This window comes from Paracandidimonas lactea (assembly GCF_021653995.1).
Classification (GTDB): domain Bacteria; phylum Pseudomonadota; class Gammaproteobacteria; order Burkholderiales; family Burkholderiaceae_B; genus Allopusillimonas; species Allopusillimonas lactea.
This window is the reverse complement of the sequence record NZ_JAJJOZ010000002.1, coordinates 364,249-384,501: the sequence shown is the minus strand read 5'-3', so window position 1 is coordinate 384,501 and position 20,253 is coordinate 364,249. Positions and strand designations below refer to the sequence as shown.

Below are 20,253 nucleotides of genomic sequence, written 5' to 3'. Positions count from 1 at the left end.
ATTTCGTAAAGGCCATACAGGGGAATGCGCTATTTTTGACGACTCACGCCTTCTTGGCAAACAGCGCATAGAAAAAACCGTCGGATGCGGCTGGTGTGGCGGCGGCATGACCTCGGTCGCGGTGATCTTCAGAGCCCTCAAGCGCGTCATGATTATGGTGATTGCCACGGTCGCTGGCGCCGCCAGGCTCACCGCCGCCGGGCGCAGGAAGAGGCAGCATCTGGCCAGGGGCTGGCAGGCGAATCGCGTCGGCATGGCGCCGTACGAAGGCCTCGGCCTGCTGCTCGCCTTCTTGCGGGAAGATGGAGCAGGTGGCGTACAGCAAGTGCCCGCCGGGTTTGACGGTTTGCCACAGCGCATCCACGATGCGCGCCTGCAACGCCGCTGTGCGCGGCACGTCTTCTTCGCGCCGCAGCCAGCGAATGTCGGGGTGGCGGCGGACAACGCCCGACGCGGTGCAGGGAACATCGGCGAGCACAGCATCGAACGGCCGCCCGTCCCACCAGGCGGCCAGGTCGGCCGCGTCGGCGCATTGCAGGTGCACATTGGGGCCATCCAGCCCCAAACGACGCAGGTTTTCGCCCACCCGCTCAAGCCGTGCCGGGTCAGCATCCAGCGCGGTGAGTTCAAGCTTGGCGCGTTCGAGCAAGTGCGCGGTTTTGCCACCAGGCGCGGCGCAGGCATCCAGCACACGCATGCCGTCGGCCACCGGCAACAGCTGCCCTGCCCGCTGTGCGGCCAGATCCTGCACCGACCACCAGCCCTCGTTGAACCCCGGGATGGCCTGCACAGGCCGCGCTTCAGCCAGCACCACGGCATCTGCACCGGCTGAGGCGGCCGCAATGCCTGCGTCACGCAGCGCGGCCTGCATGGCGGGCACGGACGAACGCCTGGCATTCACGCGCAGTGTCATGGGGCCGGGCAGGTCGGCGGCATCGAGCAGGGCCTCCCATTGCGCAGGGTAGGCCGCACGCACCTGCCCTACCCACCAGGCCGGATGGTTGTAGCGGGCTTCGGGCTGGCGGGCCGCCTGCTCCAGCAGCGCGTCGCGTTCACGCAGAAAACGGCGCAGCACGCCGTTGAGCAGTGCCTTGTAGGGCCGCATGCCGCGCTGGCGGTCGGCGGCGTGTACGGCCTGATCCACCACGGTGTGCGGGGCATAGACGGGGACATGGCGTGGCGCGGGCTCGTCACGCTGGTGGCGAGTCGCGGTATCGCCGGCACGGCTGCTGCCGGGGTGGCGGACGGCAGCATCGGCCGCCGAGGTGCTGGCGACGTAGCGCACCGCGGTATCGGCCAGCGCCAGCGCCGTCAGCATCAGGGCATCGAACAAAGGGTCGGGCGGCGTGCGGCGCACCAGCAGACGCCTGAGCTCGCGCGCCAGCCCCAGCCGCCGCATAACGTGAAAGGCAATGGCCTGCGCCGAGGCGCGCAGTGCGGCGGGCGTCTGTGCGAGGCTGTCGGACAGTGAACGCCCGGCGAGCACGTCGCGTACATTATGCGCGGCAGCCATCATGGTGTCGCTCAATGCGGCGCTGCGCGCCTGCGCTGCAGCGGCCTGCGGTGTCTTGGATTGGGGCACGGGGCGGTCAGAGTGAAATGCGGTGAATGGCCCGACTTTATCATTAATGCAGGCCGGCCTGCCCGGACACCCCTGCCACCTGTCACCCCGCCGCGCCGCATTGCGATATGGCGGCTGCGCGGGAGCACGGCGCGGCGCAGAATTCTTACGCACATCCGTAAATAGCTGTAAAATCTAGCGTTTTTTCTAATTTCCCGCTTCCAGATGTCCACTTCCCCCCGAATCGGTGTAGTCTCCCTGGGCTGCCCCAAAGCGCTGGTCGATTCCGAGCGCATTCTTACCCAGCTGCGCACCGAAGGCTATGCCATTACGCCCGAGTACAACGACGCCGATGTGGTGATCGTCAACACCTGTGGCTTCATCGACAGCGCCAAGGCGGAATCGCTGGATGCCATTGGCGAGGCCATTGCGGAGAACGGCAAGGTGATCGTCACGGGCTGTATGGGCGTGGACGAATCGCTCATCCGCAATGTACACCCCGCCGTGCTGGCCGTTACGGGCCCACAGCAGTATGAACAAGTGGTGCGCGCGGTACACGAGGTTGTGCCCCCAAAGCGCGATCACGACCCCTATGTAGACCTGGTGCCGCCCCAGGGCATCAAGCTCACGCCCCGCCACTACGCATACCTCAAGATCTCCGAGGGGTGCAACCACCGCTGCAGCTTCTGTATCATTCCATCGATGCGCGGCAACCTGGTCAGCCGGCCGATCGGCGACGTCATGGGTGAGGCCGAGCGCCTGGTGAAGGCCGGCGTCAAAGAGTTGTTGGTTATTTCACAAGACACCAGCGCCTACGGCGTAGACGTGAAGTTCCGCACCGGCTTCTGGAACGGCAAGCCGATCAAGACGCACATGACGCAACTAGCCGCCGCCCTGAGCGATTTCGGCGTGTGGACGCGGCTGCATTATGTGTACCCCTACCCGCATGTGGACGAGGTCATCCCACTGATGGCCGAGGGCAAGATCCTGCCCTATCTCGACATCCCCTTCCAGCATGCCAGCCCTCGCGTACTCAAGGCCATGAAGCGCCCCGCCTTTGAAGACCGCACGCTGGCCCGCATCAAGGCCTGGCGCGAGGCCTGTCCCGACCTGACGCTGCGCTCGACATTCATTGTGGGTTTTCCGGGCGAAACCGAAGAAGACTTCCAGTACCTGCTGGACTGGATGAGTGAGGCGCAACTGGACCGGGTGGGCTGTTTTCAGTATTCGCCGGTGGAGGGCGCGGCCGCCAATGCGCTGGCCGATCCGGTGCCGGACGAGGTCAAACAGGAACGCTGGGACCGCTTCATGGCGCACCAGCAGGCGATTTCCACCGCCCGCCTGGCCACAAAGATCGGCCGCGAAATCGATGTGCTGATCGACGAGATCGACGACGACGGCCCCATCGGCCGCTCGTCTGCGGACGCGCCCGAGATCGACGGCAACGTGTTCATCAACACCAACCGCACGCTCAAGCCCGGCGACATGGTGCGCGTGCGCGTGACTGATTCTGACGAATACGACCTGTACGGGGACGACCTCGCGGCTTGAGGTGGGGCCGCATATGCGTCGGCGCACGTGATTCAGTGGTCACCACAAAAGGGCGTATGCCGACCTGTTCTAGGCCGTCCGCTGAAACAGGCCGCTGCCCAGGCGCACGACTGCGCCAGAAAGCTCCAGATCGAGCAGTGCGACGTTGACGGTGCTGACGTCCAGACCCGATCGGGCGGCAAGGACATCGATGTGTACGGGGTCATACGCCAAGGCAACGAGCACTTTTCCGGCGTCGCTGCTGGCTGCCAGCGAGGCACCACCCAGCGCCGCGGCCCCCACAACGGCGGTTTCGCCAACCCCTGCATTGCGCCGCGGCGCCGCTGGAGCGGCTGACGCAGGCGCTACTTCACGTGCGGCGCCTGACGCTGCGAACATATCGGCCTGCCCGTCCTGCGCGCCGCGTAATGTCGATGACGTGAGCGGACGGGCCTGCCGAGGCATGCCCAGTTCTTCGAGGATATCCTGGCCGGATTCGACCAGGCGAGCGCCCTGGCGGATCAGCGCGTGGCAGCCGCGCGAGAGCGGCGAATGGATGGAGCCCGGGATAGCGAACACTTCGCGGCCGAACTCGGAGGCCAGGCGGGCAGTGATCAACGAACCACTCTGGCGCGCCGCCTCGACCACCAGCACACCGCGCGACAGGCCCGCCACCACCCGGTTGCGCAGGGGGAAGTTGTATTTGAGTGCGCGCATGCCCATGGGAAACTCGGATACAAGCGCCCCTGCGGCGGCAATACGATGCGCCAGGGCCCGATTGGCGGCCGGGTAAACGATATCGATGCCCGTGCCCAGCACCGCCACAGTGCTGCCGCCCGACGGGCAGGCTTCCAAGGCCCCCTCGTGGGCGGCGGCATCCACCCCCTGGGCCAGGCCGCTCACCACGCACCACCCCTGCCCAGCCAAGTGCCGTGCGAAGGCCCGGGCATTGTCCAGCCCGCCGGGCGTGGCGCTGCGCGCACCCACTACGGCAATCGACGGACGGGACAGCAGGGAGGCATCGCCATTGACGTACAGCAGCACCGGTGGATCATGCGTATCGAGCAACGCGGGCGGGTACGCGGCATCGGCGAGTGTGAGGACATGATGGCCGGGCTCGTCAGCCCAGACCAGTGCGCGCTCAATGGAACGCGCCGCGAGCTCAGGCGGCTCGCCGCGCATCTGCGCCACCAGCTCCGCCGGCACTACCCGCGCCAGCGCCCCCATCGAGGCCCCGTAGATCTCCTGCGGCAGCCCGAACACCGCCAGCAGCCGGCGCGCGTCCGCACTGGACAGCCCAGGCTCCATGGAGAGACGCAGCCAGGCGGACAGCTCGGTTTGGGAGAGGGAAGAAGGCATTGAAAGGGCAGGAACGAGGTTGGAACAAAAGCAAGAAAAGCCGCCGACGACACAACAAAGCAGCAAGGACGCCGTACCCGCCGGAGGCGGTACGCCACGATCGAAGCAAGGCCGAACCGCGGCAAGGCCGCAACCTAGCCACAGCACGGCCACAGCAGCGCCACAGCAAACCAGCGGCAAGGCAACCCCGGCAGCGATCGAACCCCTGCCGGGTGTTCGCGACGAGACGCTGAAACAGCAGAGTAGTTTGCCACGAAATGTGAACCAAATGCGCACAGAAGCGGTCAAAATGACAGCTTTGATTTATCATATAAGCTTGATTCAAATCGGTTTTCGGATATCCCCACATGGCTCTCCTTCCTATCCTTCGCTACCCGGACCCACGCCTGCACACGGTGGCCAAGCCGGTGCAGGTAGTTGACGATCGCATTCGTCAACTGGTTCGCGACATGGCCGAAACCATGTACGCGGCGCCCGGCGTGGGGCTGGCCGCCACGCAGGTCGACGTCCACGAGCGCGTGGTCGTGATTGATGTGTCCGAAAACGGCGACGACTTGAAAGTTCTCATCAACCCCGAAATCACCTGGAAAAGCGACGACACCCAGGTATACGAAGAAGGCTGCCTGTCTGTGCCCGGCGTGTATGACGAAGTCAAACGCGCAGCGCGTGTGCACGTCAAGGCGCTGAACGAAAAGGGGCAGGCCTACGAATTCGAGGCCGAGGGGCTGTTGGCCGTCTGTGTGCAACACGAACTCGACCACCTGATGGGCAAGGTATTCGTCGAATATCTCTCTTCCCTCAAACAGGGTCGCATCAAAACCCGCCTGCGCAAGCAAGAGCGCGAAGCGTTGCGCGCCTGACGCCGGCCATGCGCATCGTTTTCGCCGGCACCCCCGAATTCGCCCGCCAGGCGCTGAGCGCCATTCTCGACGCGGGCCACGACGTCCCCCTCGTGCTCACTCAACCCGACCGGCCCGCCGGCCGGGGTCTCAAACTCACGCCCAGCCCGGTCAAGGCGGCCGCGCTGGCGGCAGGCATCCCCGTTTGCCAGCCGCGCAGCCTGCGTCTGGACGGCAAGTATCCGGACGAAGCCGCCGAGGCACGCGACGCGCTGCAGCAGGCGGCGCCCGCGCTCATGGTGGTGGCCGCCTACGGCTTGCTGTTACCGCAGTGGGTGCTCGATCTGCCCACATATGGCTGCTTCAACATCCATGCCAGCCTGCTGCCGCGCTGGCGCGGCGCCGCGCCCATCCAGCGTGCCATCGAAGCAGGCGACACCGAAACCGGCATCACCATCATGCAGATGGACGCCGGCCTGGACACCGGCGACATGCTGCTGGTGCATAGGCTGCCGATCACCATCGGCCACACCGCCGCTCGCCTGCACGACGAACTCGCGGCCTCGGGCGCGCAAGCCATTGTCGACGCCATTGCCGCACTCGAACGAGGCGCCCTCAAGGCCAGCCCGCAACCGGCCGACGGCGTCACCTACGCCGCCAAGCTCAGCAAGGCTGAAGCCGCTCTGGACTTCTCGCAGCCCGCAAATGTGCTGGCACGCCGCGTGCGCGCCTTCAACCCAGTGCCAGGCGCCACGCTGCGCCTGCCGGGCCTGGCAGAGCCCGTCAAGGCGTGGCAGGCTGTCGCGCTGCCTGCCACGGCGTCGGCTGCATCACCGGGCAGCGTGCTCAACGCCAGTGACGAGGGGGTGGATATCGCCACGGCTGATGGCGTCCTACGCATCACCGAACTGCAAAAGGCCGGCGGAAAACGCCAGCTCGCCGACGTGTTCATCCGCGGCTGGCAGCCCTGAGCAGCCGGGTAACGCACTGCAAAACCGGTGCGCAACCGGCATAAAATGGATGATTGCGGGCGTGCGGCGTCACATGCCGCAAACCAGTACCGCACGTGCCACAGGGCTGCCATCATCCCGCCCAAGCAGTGCAGCGACATATCAACGGATAACAGGACGAGACCATGCCATTGCCCAGTAAAGTCAAAATTGTCGAAGTTGGCCCGCGCGACGGCCTGCAGAACGAAAAAGCCTTCATCGACACCGCTGTAAAAATCGCCTTTGTGGACCGCCTGACCGACGCCGGCTTTCCCAATATCGAGGCGGCGTCGTTCGTATCGCCCAAATGGGTGCCGCAGATGGCCGACGGGGCAGAGGTGATGGCAGGCATCCGGCGCAAGCCCGGCACCCTCTATTCGGCCCTCACGCCCAATATGAAAGGCTTTGAGGCGGCGCTGGCCGCGCGCGCAGACGAGGTCGTGATCTTCGGCGCCGCCAGCGAAGCGTTCTCACAGAAGAACATCAATTGCTCAATCGCCGAATCCATCGCCCGCTTCGAGCCTGTGGCGCAGGCCGCCAAACAAGCCGGGCTGCGTCTGCGCGCCAGCATCAGCTGTGCGCTGGGCTGCCCTTACCAGGGCGAGGTGCCCGTCGAGTCCGTGGTAGACGTGGCAAGGCGCTTTGCGGCGCTGGGCTGCGATGAGATCGACGTGGCCGACACGATCGGCGTCGGCACGGCCGCGCAGGTCGGCCGCGTCATGCGCGCAGTTACCGACGTCATTGATCCGGCGCGCGTCTCGGGCCATTTCCACGACACCTACGGCCAGGCGCTGGCCAACATCCTGGCCGCCATGGAAGCCGGCATCTCCATCTTCCACAGCTCGGTGTCGGGCCTGGGCGGCTGCCCCTATGCCAAGGGCGCCACCGGTAACGTGGCAACCGAAGATGTGCTGTACATGATGCACGGCTTGGGCATCGAAACCGGCGTCGACCTGAACGCCGTGGTTGAGGCTGGCCAGTGGATTTCCCAGCATATGGGCCGCAAGGGCGCCAGCCGCGCCGGCAATGCGCTGGCCGCGCGGCAGGCGGCGTAATCGTGTTTCCGGGGTTTCAAGCGCCCGATGCGCAAGCGCGCGCGCAACTTCTGGCCGAACTGGCCCCCCTGCCTCTGCAAGGCAAGGCCTGGCCTACCTGGATCAAAGTGCTGGCCGTTGTGGTGCTGACGCTGATCGGGCTCAAGATCGGCCAGATCGCCGCCAGCCCGCTCGGGCAAAACATCAGCCCGGCTGTCAGCGCCAGCATTGTGCTGTGTTTCGCAGGGTTGATCGTGCTGGCGCGCTACATGATCGTGTCACAGACAAGCATCACCGAAAGCGGCATCGAACAAACCTGGCTGGGCAAGCGCGAAATCGCCTGGGACCAGATCCAGTACGCCAAGTTTATCCCGCTGGTGGCCTCGAAGCGCCTGGTGTGCTTCCCGGCACGGGGGCGACCTGTCGTTTTCCAGGCCGGCACAAGAGAACTGCAGATCGCCTTTGCCCGCATCGCCCTGGCCTATCGCCGCAGGCGATGATAGCAGGGCGGGCGCAACGCCCGCCCTATTCACCCCAGTCCGCGACACCCGCAGTGGCAGGGCGGCCGCGCCCTTACATCAGCGTATCGGCAGCCCATACATCAGGCCGCCGTTGGTCCATTGTGCATTGAGGCCGCGCTGGATCTTGAGTGGGCTGCCCTGCCCGACATTGCGCTCGAAGCTTTCGCCGTAGTTACCGACCTGCTTGATGATGTTGTAGGCCCATTTTTCGTCCAGGCCCATGTTTTTGCCAGCGCCCTCGGTCACACCCAGCATGCGGCGGATATTGGGGTTTTCGCTCTTGAGTTGATCATCCACGTTCTGGGACGTGACGCCTAGCTCTTCGGCGCCGATCATGGCCTGCAGCGACCATTTCACGATATTGAGCCATTTGTCGTCGCCCTGGCGCACGAACGGCCCCAGCGGTTCTTTGGAAATAATCTCGGGCAGCACCAGGTAGTCGTCGGGCTTGGCGAGTTTAGAGATGCGGATGGACGCCAAGCCCGAGGCATCGGTGGTAAAGACATCGCAGCGCCCGGCGGCAAAGGCATTGACCACCTCATTGAACTGCTCGATGACAACCGGCTTGTACTCAACCTTGTTGGTGCGCGCCCAATCGGCCATGGTGTTTTCGTTGCTGGTGCCAGTCTGCATGCACACCGAAGCGCCACTGATTTCTTTGGCACTCTTCACGCCCAGCGACTTGGGCACCAGAAAACCCTGGCCATCGTAAAAATTGATGCCGGCCGATATCGCCCCCAACGCAGTATCCCGTTGCTGGGTGACCGTTGTATTGCGCGCCAGCAGGTCGATTTCGCCTGACTGCAGCGCCGTAAAACGCTGCTGGGAATTGAGAGGCACCGCCTTGAACTTGGCGGCGTCGCCCAGCACGGCCGCGGCAACAGCCCGGCACATGTCGACATCCAGGCCTTGCCAGGTGCCCTTGGCATCGGGCGCGGAAAAGCCTGCAAAGCCGGTGGTGACGCCGCAATTGACGACGCCGCGCTGCTTGACGACATCCAGCGTGTCTGCCTGTGCGGCTTGCAGGCCTGCCAGCGCCAGGATGGCGCCCAGGGCATAGTTGATGGTGCTGCGTTTGCGCATGGGGTTCCCCCTGAAATGAATGAGATTCATGGCGCGCCGAACCGCAACACGACTGGCCGGCGACCGGCTTTTTCGTCGATGTTACCCCAAAGCATCCCCGACGCGCCTTGGCGCGGCGGCCAAGGGCCCGCGTGCGCACTGCCTGCGCCGTGCCCCTTCTCTGCACCCGACCTCCCCGCACTCGACCATTACGGACGACGATGCGGCTGGACTTAATCGTAGCTCCTCAGGTCATCAATCACTTTGCCATCGTTAGGCAGGGTGCCTGGCAGCACAGGCTCGATTACGGCGCGCAGCTTGGTGAGTTCGCGCACCGATTCGGCCACGCGGGCCAGGATATCCTGCCCGGGCGCGTCCATTTCTGCTTTGAGCACCATCACATCATTGCCCATGCTGCCGCTTACCTCCAGCCGCGCCTTGCGCACCTCGGGGTGGCGGCGCAACACACCCGCAACCTGAGCCGGGTGTACGAACATGCCGCGCACCTTGGTGGTCTGATCGGCCCGCCCCATCCAGCCTCGGATGCGCAGGTTGCCGCGCCCGCAGGACGATGCGCCCGGCATGACAGCGGATAGATCACCGGTACCGAAGCGGACGAGCGGGTAGTCGGGATTGAGCGTCGTCACGACGACTTCGCCTACTTCACCATCGGGCAACGCCTGGTTGGTACCCGGTCGTACGATCTCCAGAACGATGTCTTCATTCACCACCAGCCCCTCGCGCGCGGAGGTTTCGTAGGCCATCATGCCCAAGTCGGCACTGCCGTAGGCTTGGTAGCCATCTATGCCTCTCTCGGCAAACCAAAGACGCAGCGACGGCGTGAAAGCTTCACCCGAAAACAGCGCGCGTTGCAGCGAAGGGAGCGCCACCCCCATCTGCCCGGCCTTTTCAAGAATGATGCGCAGGAAGCTGGGCGTACCAACGTAACCGTCTGGCTGCAGATCCGCGATCGCCTGGACCTGCAGCTCTGTCTGGCCGACGCCACCCGGAAATACGGTGCAGCCCACGGCGTGGGCGGCGGTCTCCATCATCGACCCCGCAGGCGTGAAATGATACGAGAAGCAGTTGTACACCAAGTCGCCAGGCCTGAAGCCCGCCGCATACAGCGAGCGCGCAAATCCCCAGTAATCGACGCGGCGGCTCTCGGGCTCGTAGATGGGCCCTGGCGATGCGAACACTCGTGCTGCCTCGCCCCAACCGATCGCCGAATAACCGCCAAAGATGCGCGCAACCGGCGACATCCCCGACGCGCCATTGGCCTGGCGCGCGGCGAGCTGGGCCTGCAGCAGTTCACTTTTGCGCAACACAGGGATGCGCTGCAAGTCTGCACGCGAGCGGATGCTGTCCGTCTCTACGCCCTGCAACTGCGCGGCGATAGCCGGCGCGCGCCGGCATGCCCGCGCCAGGGCCTCGGGCAGCCGCTCGAACAGCAGGCGTTCACGCTCAGTGCACGCCAGGGTTTCCCGCTCTTCGTAATAACTTTCCATGGCTCATCCTTACTTGCGGCCAACCCCCGCCTATGGCGCGCGACATCTGCGCACCCGAAGGCGTGTCCCCACGGCCGCCGCCTTACGCCAACCAGCGTTTGCGGCGGCGGTAGAACTTGGTATCCCGAAAGCTCTTGCGCTCTCCGCTCGATACCCCCAGGTAAAATTCCTTCACATCTTCGTTCTCGGCCAGCACCGACGCCTGGCCATCCATCATCACCCGCCCGTTTTCCAGGATGTAGCCGTAATCGGCATACTTGAGTGCGATATTGGTGTTCTGCTCTGCCAGCAAAAAACTGACGCGCTCGCGTTGATTCAAGCCGCGCACGATCTCGAAGATCTCTTCCACAATCTGCGGCGCAAGCCCCATCGAGGGCTCATCCAACAGAATCATGCTTGGGTCGGCCATCAGTGCACGGCCGATTGCGGTCATCTGCTGCTCCCCGCCCGAGGTATAGCCGGCCTGGCTGGCGCGGCGCTGCTTCAGCCGCGGAAAATACTGATACACACGGTCCAGCGAGGCCGACAGGTCTCCCCGGCTCAAGCGCCGCGTGTAGGCGCCGGTGAGCAGGTTTTCCTCTATCGTAAGGTGCGCAAAACAATGCCGCCCCTCCATCACCTGTACCACGCCGCGCTTGACCAGGTCGGCCGGCGTCAGGCTGTCGATGCGCTCGCCGCGATAATCAATATTGCCCTTGGTGACATCGCCGCGTTCGGCGCGCAGCAGATTGGACACCGCGCGCAACGTGGTGGTCTTTCCGGCGCCGTTGGCACCCAGAAGCGCCACGATGCTGCCCTCGGGCACACACAGCGAGACGCCCTTGAGTACCAGGATCACGTGGTTATAGATCACCTCGATGCCGTTGACATTGAGCAGGATGCGCCCTTCGGCGGAGGGGGCATCGGTAGGGTTGAGGTTCGCACTCATGGGTTTCCTGCCTGTATTCCTGTTTACCGTATCGCGGGACGCGGCAAGTGCCTTCGCCGCGCCCCTTGAAGCGTCACCCGCTTGCGTCCCGGCTATGACATCGCGCCGATCACGACTCCTTGGCGCAGTCACGCTGCGTCAGTTTCTTCTCCTGGGCGTACTTGGCACCCAGCGATTCCACCAGCGGCCGCACGTATTTCTTCTCGGAGCGGTACCAGTCGGAGACCACGTTGTACTTCTTGCCGTCCCACTGAATCACGCGCGCCGCATCGTCGCCCATGTGGTCCGCGCAGCTGGTTTTTACCGGCACCATCAGGTTGGCAAAACCCAGCTCCTTGAGCCGCTCTTCTGTCAGGTTCAGGTGCTCCAGCCCCCACTGCACCTGCTCCGGCGTCATGTGCTTACCCTTGCCGAACTTTTCCTGTGCGGCGCGGATGGCCTCGACCTGCAGCATGGAAATCATCATGCCGCGTGTATGGCCAATAGAACCGAAGGAGCTCTTGGCGCTGTCCGTGCCCAGGCCCTTTTCATACACATATTTTTTTACGTCGTCGTGCACGCGGCCATGGCTGGCGCTATTGTGGATGGTGACACCGTTGTAGCCCTTGGCAATGTCGCCCAAGTCGCGCACATCATGCTCAGACGCCGCCCACCAGATGCCGTACATCTTGTCGCGCGGATAACCGACAGCCTGCGCTTCGCGGATGGCGGTGGGTGTCATGATGCCCGCGCTCCACAGCAATACATAGTCTGGACGCTCCTTGCGTATCTGCAGCCAGGTCGACTTCTGCTGCACGCCTGGTGCGGTGACTGGATAGAGCTGCAAGGTATAGCCATTGGCCTTGGCACGCGACTCCAGCAGCGGGATAGGCTCTTTGCCGAAGGGCGAATCGTGATAAACGAGTGCAATCTTCTTGCCCTTGAGCTTGTCTTCGCCGCCCAGCTTTTTGGCGATGTCCTGGATCATTACGTCGGCCGCGGTCCAGTATGTGCCCAGCAGCGGGAAATTCCACTTGAACACGGTGCCATCGGCCGATTGCGACAGGCCATAGCCCACCGTCAATACGGAGACGTGGTCCTGGAAAGCCTTATCCGTAACCGCAAAGGTGATGCCAGTGGACTGCGTATCGAAACTGGATGCGCCGCCGTTGGCGCCCTTCAGGCGTTCATAACACTCAACACCCTTGTCGGTGGCGTAGGCGGTCTCGCATTCCTCGTACACAATCTTCACGCCATTGATGCCGCCGTCACGCTCATTGACCAGCTTCAGGTAGTCCATTTTGCCGTCAGCCCAAGGGATGCCCAGCGGTGCGAACGAGCCCGTGCGATACGCCAGCAAGGGAATGAACTGCGTTTCTTGCGCTGAGGCGGCCGCGGGCAGCACGGCACCCGCCACCGCGGCGCCCAGCGCAAGTGCGGAAGCAGCCGCTGCGAACGAAAATCGTGGTTTCATCTCCAGTCCTCCTGATGGTGTCTGATGCACCGTTTGTTGTGGCGGACAATGCCCGCCGGTTGTCATGCTGAAAGTTGCCACCGCACCGCGCTTCAGTGCGGGAACGGCCAGATGCGCAATTTTTCTTTTCCGATGCTCCAGAGCCTGGCCAGGCCATGCGGCTCGACGATCAGGAAAAACACGATCAGCGCCCCGAACACCATGTGCTCGATGTGCGAGGCCACGTCAACCGGAATGCTCAGGCCCACCAGGTGCGGCGCATTTGTAAGGAACACCGGCAGCAGCACCATGAAAGCCGCGCCGAAGAAGCTGCCTACGATAGAGCCGAGCCCGCCGATAATGACAATAAACAGCAGCTGCAGCGAGCGGGTGAGGTCGAAGGCCAACGGCTCCCAGGAACCGAGGTGGACATACGCCCACAATGCGCCGGCGACGCCTATGTAGAAGGAACTGACCGCAAAAGCTGTGAGCTTGGCATAGACTGGCCGGATGCCGATGACGGCGGCGGCAACGTCCATATCGCGGATGGCCATCCATTGGCGGCCAATGGCGCCGCGCACGAGGTTCTTGGCCAGCAGCGCAAAAACGATCACAAACACCAGCACGAAGAGATAGCGCTGCACCGGCGTCTGCACCGGCAGGCCAAATGCGCTCAGTGCCGGAACCGACACGTTGCCTGAGGAAGAATAGTTGGTGAAGAAGGGTATACGCAGGAAGGCCCAGTCAATGAAGAACTGTGCCGCCAGCGTCGTAACGGCCAGATAGAGCCCGCGTATACGCAGGCTGGGCACGCCGAACACCACGCCCACCAACGTCGCAAAGACGCCCCCGAGCAGAATCTGCGCCACCAGCGGCAGGCCCGGTAGACGTACACCAAAATTCCACGCCGCATAGGCGCCCACCGCCATGAACGCACCAGAACCAATGGAAATCTGGCCGCAATAACCCACCAGGATGTTGAGCCCGATCGCGGCGAGCGACAGGATCAGGAAGGGGATGAGGATGGCCTGCAGAAAATAGCCCGATGCCAGGGCCGGCACGAGCAGAAAGGCCGCCGCCAGCAAGGCCAGCATGAAGACGCGGTCTTGACGGATGGGGAAAATCTGCTGGTCGGCGCGGTAGCTGCTTTTGAACTGGCCGTTTTCGCGATAGTACATAATCGGATCCCGCTCTGCCGGCGCCCGCCCTGTGCGTGCGCCTGGATGGATTTGAAAGAGTGACCTTGTCTATACCCGGTCGATGATCTTTTCGCCGAACAGCCCCTGCGGACGGAACAGCAGGAAAACCAGGGCCAGCATGTAGGCAAACCAGATCTCGATGCCACCGCCTACGAAGGGCCCCAGATACACCTCAGACAGTTTCTCGCCCACGCCGATGAGCAAACCACCCACGATGGCGCCCGGCACAGAGGTGAGCCCGCCCAGGATGACCACCGGCAAAGCCCGCAGCGCCGCTGTGGACAGTGTGAACTGCACGCCAAACTTCGACCCCCACACCACCCCGGCCACCAGCGCCACCAAGCCCGCGACCGTCCATACCACGACCCAGATGCGGTTCAGTGGAATACCGATGGACTGCGCCGCCTGGTGATCATCGGCCACTGCGCGCAGCGCGCGGCCCACCGCCGTAAACTGAAAAAAGAAGGCCAACACTGTCACCAGCGCCGCCGCCACCACGGCCGCGGTAAGGTCTTCCAAACTGATAAGCACACCGCCCTCGAACATCGACTCCAGAATCAAGGCGGGATCCTTGGGCATACCCACGTCGATGGTATAGACGCTGCTGCCAAAGACCAGTTGGCCAAAGCCATCGAGCAGATAACTGATGCCGATGGTCGCCATCAGCAGCGTCGTGCCTTCCTGGTTGACCAGATAGCGCAGCACCCAGCGCTCGACCAGCACGGCAATTGCCCACATGAACAGCGCCGTCACGACGAAGGCGAGCACATTACCCAGCAGCTTGCTTTCCACACCCAGCGAAGCGGGAATCCACTCCGACATGCGCGCCATGCACAGGGCTGCGATCAACACCATGGCGCCCTGCGCAAAATTGAATACACCCGAGGCCTTGAAGATGAGCACGAAGCCCAATGCCACGAGGGCATACAGCATCCCCGTCATCAGCCCACCGATCAGGGTTTCCAGAAAAAATGCCATGCCAGTCTCCGCAGATTCAGTGGCTCGCGCCGAGATAGGCGCGTATCACTTCGGGATTGCCGCGCACATCGTCCGGCGAGCCGTCGCCGATCTTGCGGCCATAGTCCAGCACCACGACGCGATCAGAGATATCCATGACCACGCCCATGTCGTGCTCAATGAGCACGATGGTGGTGCCGTATTCGTCGTTCACATCGAGGATGAAGCGACTCATGTCCTGCTTTTCCTCGATATTCATGCCCGCCATGGGCTCATCCAGCAGCAGGATGCGCGGCTCCATCGCCAGCGCGCGGCCAAGATCCACACGCTTTTGCAGGCCATAGGGCAAGCGGCCCACAGGTGTCTTGCGATGCGCCTGGATTTCCAGGAAATCGATGATGTTCTCGACGAACTCGCGATGGGCGATTTCTTCGCGCTCCGCTGTCCCCAGCCGCAGCGCCTGCGCCAGCACGCCGCTTTTCATGCGCAGGTTGCGCCCTGTCATGATGTTGTCCAGCACGCTCATGCCTTTGAACAAGGCCAGGTTCTGGAAGGTGCGCGCAATGCCCATCTCGGCAGCCCGGCGCGGGTTCATCCGCGTGAAGCGCTCGCCGCGCAGTTGGATCTCACCATCCTGCGGCGTGTACACGCCATTGATCACATTCAGCATAGAGCTTTTGCCCGCGCCGTTTGGGCCAATGATGGCGCGGATCTCATGCTCGCGCACATTGAACGAAATATCCGTGAGCGCCTTGACGCCGCCGAAAGCCAGCGAGATGTTTTTCATATCGAGGACAACCTCCCCGATGCGGTCTTCCCTGACGGTCTGAGTCATCATGCGGCCTTTCTCTTTTCGACGACGGGCCTGGCGACGGGATACATCGTGGCGCCGGCGATCACCAGGTCGGCGGCGATGCGGCCGGTGCGTCCATCCTCGAACTTCACCTCGGTTTCGATGTATTGGCGTTCCTTGCCCGCAAACAGTGCCTCCACCAACACGGCGTACTTCTGCGCGATGAATCCGCGGCGCACTTTGCGGGTGCGCGTCAGCTCGTCATCATCGGGATCCAACTCCTTGTGCAGGATCAGGAAACGCGCTACCTGTGAACTACCCAACTGCGCGTCCGCGGCCAGATCGGCATTGACGTGGTTGACGCAATCCCGGATCAATTCGTACACCTCGGGCTTGGCCGCTAAATCGGTATAGCCCGCATAGGGCAGCCCGCGACGCTCGGCCCAGTTGCCTACCGCCTCCAGGTCGATATTGATGAAGGCGCACACCTGCTCCATGCCGTTGCCGAAGGCGACCACCTCTTTGATGTAGGGGTAGAACTTGAGCTTGTTCTCGATGTATTTGGGGGCGAACAGACTGCCATCAGCCAGCTTGCCCACATCTTTGGCCCGATCGATGATCTTGAGCTGCCCGTCGTGATCCAGGAAACCTGCATCGCCCGTGTGAAACCAGCCGTCTGCGGTAAAGGCTTCGGCGGTGGCTTGCGGGTTGCGGTAGTAGGCGGTGAACAAGCCCGGGCTGCGCAGCTGGATTTCACCGGTGTCGGCCACGCGGATATCTACCCCCCTGACCGGGGGGCCCACGGTATCGGCGCGCACATGGCCGTCGGCCTGCACACAAACGAACACCGACGTTTCCGTGGAGCCATACAACTGCTTGAGGTTCACACCGATGGAGCGGTAGAACTCGAACAGATCGGGGCCGATGGCCTCGCCAGCGGTGTATGCAATACGCACACGGCTCATGCCAAGCGTGTTGCGCAGCGGGCCGTAGACCAGCAGATTTCCCGCGCTGTACTTGATGCGATCCCACAGGCCTACACGGGTGTCGCCATCGAGGATGCGCACGCCAACGCGGCGCGCCAGCGCCATGCACCGGCGAAACAGCGCGCGCTTGATGGCCCCTGCGTCTTCCATGCGTATCATCACGTGCGTCAGCAAACCTTCCAGCACGCGGGGCGGCGCAAAATAATAGGTGGGACCGATGTCTCGCATGTCGATCGCCACCGTCTCGGGCGACTCGGGATGGTTGACGGTAAAGCCCGTCACCAGAAACTGCGTATACGAAAACATGTTCTGGCCGATCCAGGCCGGCGGCAGGTAGGCCAGCACGTCTTCATGATCGGTGAGCCGCTCCATGTCCTGGATGACGCGGGCGCGATCAATGAGCGCATGATGCGACAGCACGACGCCCTTGGGCTTGCCTGTTGTGCCAGAGGTATAGAACATTGCCGCCGGGCTATCGGGGCGAATGGTGGCCATCGCATCATCAACGTGATTGGGATGCTGCAAGCCATATGCGCGCCCTGCTTCCTGCAGCGCATCGAACGACTGCAGGTTGGCTTCGACATAGTTGCGCAGGCCGCGCGGGTCGTCGTATACCACCTTTTGCAGATCGGGGCACTGCGGCGCGATCTCCAGCATCTTGTCGACCTGCTCCTGGTCTTCGACCACGGCGATGCGGATGGCTGCATCCTGCATCACATATTGCATCTCCTGGGCGATAGCATCCTGGTACAGGGGCACGGGTATCGCGCCAATGCATTGCGCGGCCATCATGGCAAGATACAGCCGCGGGCGGTTTTCACCGACCACTGCGACGTGCTCGCCAGGTTGCACGCCCAATGCCGCGAGGCCGTTGGCCACTTCGCGCACTTGTTGCGCCAGTTCGGCCCAGGTCATCGTTTGCCAGATGCCCAGATCCTTCTCACGCATGGCGGGCCGATTGCCGCGCACGGCCGCGTGATGCATCACCAGCGCCGGGAAAGTCTCCGGCTGTGCTGACTGCGTAGACATAATCTGCGCCACGTTGTCTCCTCCTTCCTGCCGGCGTACCGGCCGCGCGGGCCGGCGCTGTTGCCGGGGCACGGACGGTATGATGTACAGGGTTGTGCTGCCTTATCTTCTTTTGCTCTGCTTGTTGCGTTGCTTGTTGCGTTGCGGCGTGTACGTATTGCAGTGCGCGTTGTATGACCTGTCGGCATAGATGCCGCAATCATCGTTGCGGCACATGTTTTGTCGTCCGCCACCCCGCCTGCCGTTGTCTCGCCTGCTGTTTTTCTTCTCTGTGCCTGATAAGGTATAAGCTGCGATTCTATTCAACTGTCACCGACATGACATTCACCGTTTTACTAGGGTAAATCCTCATGCCCCCGAAAGAATCCCTGCGCGATACCGCGGCCTGGTTTTCGCTGCTCGACCCAACGCAGCAAGAGCGTGTACTGCGCGATGTCCAGTTCACACAGTACCCTGCGGGCGCCATTGTCGAGCACAAGGGCGGCCAGGCCTGGGCATGGATAGGCGTGCACAGCGGGCTGATCAAAGTATCGGTGTCGAACGCCGACGGCAAGATGGCGTCGCTCACTGGGGTGCCCGCGGGCGGCTGGATAGGCGAAGGTTCGCTGCTCAAGCATGAGGCACGCAAATATGATGTCGTTGCGCTGCGCGACAGTGTTATCGCGCGCCTGCCCGAAGCCAGCTTCAACTGGCTGCTCGACAACAGCATCCCGTTCAATCGATATCTGCTGCACCAGCTCAACGAACGCGTCGGCCAGTTCATCGGCAAGGCCGAGCATGACCGCCTGCTGGCCGCCGATGCGCGCGTGGCACGCTGCCTGGCTGAACTCTTCAACCCGCTGCTGTATCCAGGCAAGGGCGAAATGCGGCTCGATATTACACAGGAAGAGATCGGCTACCTGGCGCGCACCTCGCGCCAACGCACCAATCAGGCCCTGGGCGCGCTCGAGGCTGCGCGTCTGGTAAAGGTGGAGTATGGCGCCGTACAGGTACTGGACCTCGAAGGCCTGAAGGCATACGGCATCTGACGGCACGCCCGGTACGCACATGCGCATGCACTTGCACATGTACATGTACATGCGCCGCCACGCTACGTCCCCAGTTTTTTTAACACCACAAAAACAGGGACGCACTAGAGGGAAAACCCTCCCATGGCTTAGAATAATCGACAGGCATGCCGGCACTCGGCCTCCTGCCCGTGCTGCGCCCACCCTTTCCATATGCAAGGTATAAGTCATGTCCGAAAACCCAAAGCATGCATTGCCCTCCTATCTCGACCCCCAGCATCTGGGCCCGTGGGGCATTTATCTGGAGCAGGTCGAACGCGTCACGCCTTATCTGGGCAAGCTCGCCAAATGGGTCGAAACCCTCAAGCGCCCCAAACGCGCGCTCATTGTCGATATCCCCGTCGAACTCGACAACGGCACCATTGCCCACTTCGAAGGCTACCGTGTGCAGCACAACACGTCGCGCGGCCCCGGCAAGGGCGGCGTGCGCTTCCACCAAGATGTCACGCTGTCCGAAGTCATGGCGCTGGCGGCATGGATGTCAGTCAAGTCCGCCGCCGTCAACCTGCCTTTCGGCGGCGCCAAGGGCGGCGTCCGCATCGATCCGCACAATTACTCCCGCGGCGAACTCGAACGCATCACGCGCCGCTATACCAGCGAGATCGGGGTGATCATCGGCCCCAACAAAGACATCCCCGCGCCTGACGTCAACACCAACGCCCAGACCATGGCGTGGATGATGGACACCTACTCCATGAACGAAGGCGCCACCGCCACCGGCGTCGTCACCGGCAAGCCGATCTCGTTAGGCGGCAGCCTGGGGCGCGTCGAAGCCACCGGCCGCGGCGTATATGTGGTGGGCTGCGAAGCGGCGCGCGATGCCGGCATCAACGTGCAGGGCGCACGCATCGTCATCCAGGGCTTCGGCAACGTCGGCGGCACCGCTGCCCGCCTGTTCCACGACGCCGGCGCCAAAGTGATTGCGGTGCAAGACCACACCGGCGGCCTGCACAATGCCAATGGCCTCGATATCCCCGCACTGCAAGCCTATGCGCAAGAGCACGAGGGCATTGCCGGCGCGCCCAATGCCGACGCCATTTCCAATGCCGACTTCTGGGCGCTCGAAACCGAACTGCTCATCCCCGCAGCGCTGGAAGGCCAACTCAATGGCGATAACGCCGGCTCCGTGCGGGCCCGCATCGTGATCGAAGGCGCCAACGGCCCCACAACGCCCGAAGCCGACGACATCCTGTCAAGCAAAGGCACCACCATTGTGCCCGACGTCATCGCCAACGCAGGCGGCGTCACGGTCAGCTATTTCGAATGGGTGCAGGATTTCTCCAGTTTCTTCTGGACCGAAGCTGAAATCAACCACCGCCTCGAAGCCATGATGCGCGCTGCCTATTCGTCGGTCGCGGCCGTGGCGGCCGAGCACAAGGTCAGCTTGCGCACTGCCGCGTTCATCACGGCATGCACACGCATCCTTGAAGCGCGCGAAGTGCGCGGCCTATACCCCTGA

Annotated in this window: 17 protein-coding genes; 7 read left to right on the top strand and 10 right to left on the bottom strand. The window is 63.1% G+C overall.

The window, feature by feature from the left end; translation table 11 throughout:
- Positions 1 to 43: 43 nt before the first annotated feature.
- Positions 44 to 1,516 (bottom strand): 16S rRNA (cytosine(967)-C(5))-methyltransferase RsmB, encoded by a 1,473-nt coding sequence (rsmB, locus tag LOL23_RS05675; RefSeq protein ID WP_160978642.1) that lies wholly within the window; start codon positions 1,514 to 1,516, stop codon positions 44 to 46.
- 270 nt (positions 1,517 to 1,786) lie between these two features.
- On the opposite strand from rsmB, the gene rimO reads away from it, so the two are divergent.
- A complete protein-coding gene (gene rimO / locus LOL23_RS05670) occupies positions 1,787 to 3,112 on the top strand; it encodes a 30S ribosomal protein S12 methylthiotransferase RimO (RefSeq protein WP_237173266.1) in 1,326 nt (441 codons plus the stop codon).
- Positions 3,113 to 3,181: 69 nt separating this feature from the next.
- Here the strand turns inward: rimO and dprA are convergent, their stop codons facing one another.
- Positions 3,182 to 4,450 (bottom strand): DNA-processing protein DprA, encoded by a 1,269-nt coding sequence (dprA, locus tag LOL23_RS05665; protein ID WP_160978282.1) that lies wholly within the window; start codon positions 4,448 to 4,450, stop codon positions 3,182 to 3,184.
- Between the two features lie 347 nt (positions 4,451 to 4,797).
- On the opposite strand from dprA, the gene def reads away from it, so the two are divergent.
- The 4 genes from def to LOL23_RS05645 all read left to right on the top strand — a co-directional run bounded on the left by def (position 4,798) and on the right by LOL23_RS05645 (position 7,812).
- Positions 4,798 to 5,310, top strand: a complete 513-nt coding sequence (gene def / locus LOL23_RS05660; RefSeq protein ID WP_160978284.1) for a peptide deformylase — start codon at positions 4,798 to 4,800, stop codon at positions 5,308 to 5,310.
- An 8-nt stretch (positions 5,311 to 5,318) separates the two neighbouring features.
- On the top strand, positions 5,319 to 6,260 hold the full coding sequence (fmt, locus tag LOL23_RS05655) for a methionyl-tRNA formyltransferase (protein ID WP_160978286.1): 942 nt from the start codon (positions 5,319 to 5,321) through the stop codon (positions 6,258 to 6,260).
- Between the two features lie 164 nt (positions 6,261 to 6,424).
- Entirely contained in the window at positions 6,425 to 7,333 is a 909-nt protein-coding gene (locus tag LOL23_RS05650; RefSeq protein WP_160978288.1) for a hydroxymethylglutaryl-CoA lyase, read from the top strand.
- Positions 7,334 to 7,335: 2 nt separating this feature from the next.
- Positions 7,336 to 7,812 (top strand): hypothetical protein, encoded by a 477-nt coding sequence (locus LOL23_RS05645; protein ID WP_160978290.1) that lies wholly within the window; start codon positions 7,336 to 7,338, stop codon positions 7,810 to 7,812.
- Positions 7,813 to 7,890: 78 nt separating this feature from the next.
- On the opposite strand, the gene LOL23_RS05640 is transcribed toward LOL23_RS05645, so the two are convergent.
- The 8 genes from LOL23_RS05640 to LOL23_RS05605 form a co-directional block, all read right to left on the bottom strand.
- The gene (locus LOL23_RS05640) at positions 7,891 to 8,916 is read right to left on the bottom strand and encodes an amino acid ABC transporter substrate-binding protein (RefSeq protein WP_237173265.1); all 1,026 of its coding nucleotides are present in this window, start codon (positions 8,914 to 8,916) and stop codon (positions 7,891 to 7,893) included.
- A 212-nt stretch (positions 8,917 to 9,128) separates the two neighbouring features.
- Positions 9,129 to 10,403: a phenylacetate--CoA ligase family protein gene (locus LOL23_RS05635; RefSeq protein WP_160978294.1), complete on the bottom strand. Its 1,275-nt coding sequence runs from the start codon at positions 10,401 to 10,403 to the stop codon at positions 9,129 to 9,131.
- An 82-nt stretch (positions 10,404 to 10,485) separates the two neighbouring features.
- Positions 10,486 to 11,331, bottom strand: a complete 846-nt coding sequence (locus LOL23_RS05630) for an ABC transporter ATP-binding protein (RefSeq protein WP_160978296.1) — start codon at positions 11,329 to 11,331, stop codon at positions 10,486 to 10,488.
- A 109-nt stretch (positions 11,332 to 11,440) separates the two neighbouring features.
- The gene (locus tag LOL23_RS05625) at positions 11,441 to 12,784 is read right to left on the bottom strand and encodes an ABC transporter substrate-binding protein (protein WP_160978298.1); all 1,344 of its coding nucleotides are present in this window, start codon (positions 12,782 to 12,784) and stop codon (positions 11,441 to 11,443) included.
- Between the two features lie 92 nt (positions 12,785 to 12,876).
- Positions 12,877 to 13,941, bottom strand: coding sequence for a branched-chain amino acid ABC transporter permease (locus tag LOL23_RS05620; protein ID WP_160978300.1), 1,065 nt, complete (start codon positions 13,939 to 13,941; stop codon positions 12,877 to 12,879).
- A 69-nt stretch (positions 13,942 to 14,010) separates the two neighbouring features.
- Positions 14,011 to 14,940: a branched-chain amino acid ABC transporter permease gene (locus LOL23_RS05615; RefSeq protein ID WP_160978302.1), complete on the bottom strand. Its 930-nt coding sequence runs from the start codon at positions 14,938 to 14,940 to the stop codon at positions 14,011 to 14,013.
- 16 nt (positions 14,941 to 14,956) lie between these two features.
- Entirely contained in the window at positions 14,957 to 15,754 is a 798-nt protein-coding gene (locus LOL23_RS05610; RefSeq protein WP_160978644.1) for an ABC transporter ATP-binding protein, read from the bottom strand.
- Positions 15,754 to 17,727: an AMP-dependent synthetase/ligase gene (locus tag LOL23_RS05605; protein ID WP_160978304.1), complete on the bottom strand. Its 1,974-nt coding sequence runs from the start codon at positions 17,725 to 17,727 to the stop codon at positions 15,754 to 15,756. Before LOL23_RS05605 ends, LOL23_RS05610 begins: the two co-directional genes overlap by 1 nt.
- A 350-nt stretch (positions 17,728 to 18,077) precedes the next feature.
- On the opposite strand from LOL23_RS05605, the gene LOL23_RS05600 reads away from it, so the two are divergent.
- Entirely contained in the window at positions 18,078 to 18,755 is a 678-nt protein-coding gene (locus LOL23_RS05600; protein ID WP_160978306.1) for a Crp/Fnr family transcriptional regulator, read from the top strand.
- A 208-nt stretch (positions 18,756 to 18,963) separates the two neighbouring features.
- Positions 18,964 to 20,253, top strand: a complete 1,290-nt coding sequence (locus LOL23_RS05595; RefSeq protein WP_160978308.1) for a Glu/Leu/Phe/Val family dehydrogenase — start codon at positions 18,964 to 18,966, stop codon at positions 20,251 to 20,253.

Bases quoted from the DNA above. Each gene is read 5' to 3' on its own strand.
- rsmB (WP_160978642.1), bottom strand. From the start codon at position 1,516: ATGATGGCTGCCGCGCATAATGTACGCGACGTGCTCGCCGGGCGTTCA.
- rimO (WP_237173266.1), top strand. From the start codon at position 1,787: ATGTCCACTTCCCCCCGAATCGGTGTAGTCTCCCTGGGCTGCCCCAAA.
- dprA (WP_160978282.1), bottom strand. From the start codon at position 4,450: ATGCCTTCTTCCCTCTCCCAAACCGAGCTGTCCGCCTGGCTGCGTCTC.
- def (WP_160978284.1), top strand. From the start codon at position 4,798: ATGGCTCTCCTTCCTATCCTTCGCTACCCGGACCCACGCCTGCACACG.
- fmt (WP_160978286.1), top strand. From the start codon at position 5,319: ATGCGCATCGTTTTCGCCGGCACCCCCGAATTCGCCCGCCAGGCGCTG.
- LOL23_RS05650 (WP_160978288.1), top strand. From the start codon at position 6,425: ATGCCATTGCCCAGTAAAGTCAAAATTGTCGAAGTTGGCCCGCGCGAC.
- LOL23_RS05640 (WP_237173265.1), bottom strand. From the start codon at position 8,916: ATGCGCAAACGCAGCACCATCAACTATGCCCTGGGCGCCATCCTGGCG.
- LOL23_RS05635 (WP_160978294.1), bottom strand. From the start codon at position 10,403: ATGGAAAGTTATTACGAAGAGCGGGAAACCCTGGCGTGCACTGAGCGT.
- LOL23_RS05630 (WP_160978296.1), bottom strand. From the start codon at position 11,331: ATGAGTGCGAACCTCAACCCTACCGATGCCCCCTCCGCCGAAGGGCGC.
- LOL23_RS05625 (WP_160978298.1), bottom strand. From the start codon at position 12,784: ATGAAACCACGATTTTCGTTCGCAGCGGCTGCTTCCGCACTTGCGCTG.
- LOL23_RS05620 (WP_160978300.1), bottom strand. From the start codon at position 13,941: ATGTACTATCGCGAAAACGGCCAGTTCAAAAGCAGCTACCGCGCCGAC.
- LOL23_RS05615 (WP_160978302.1), bottom strand. From the start codon at position 14,940: ATGGCATTTTTTCTGGAAACCCTGATCGGTGGGCTGATGACGGGGATG.
- LOL23_RS05610 (WP_160978644.1), bottom strand. From the start codon at position 15,754: ATGACTCAGACCGTCAGGGAAGACCGCATCGGGGAGGTTGTCCTCGAT.
- LOL23_RS05605 (WP_160978304.1), bottom strand. From the start codon at position 17,727: ATGTCTACGCAGTCAGCACAGCCGGAGACTTTCCCGGCGCTGGTGATG.
- LOL23_RS05600 (WP_160978306.1), top strand. From the start codon at position 18,078: ATGCCCCCGAAAGAATCCCTGCGCGATACCGCGGCCTGGTTTTCGCTG.
- LOL23_RS05595 (WP_160978308.1), top strand. From the start codon at position 18,964: ATGTCCGAAAACCCAAAGCATGCATTGCCCTCCTATCTCGACCCCCAG.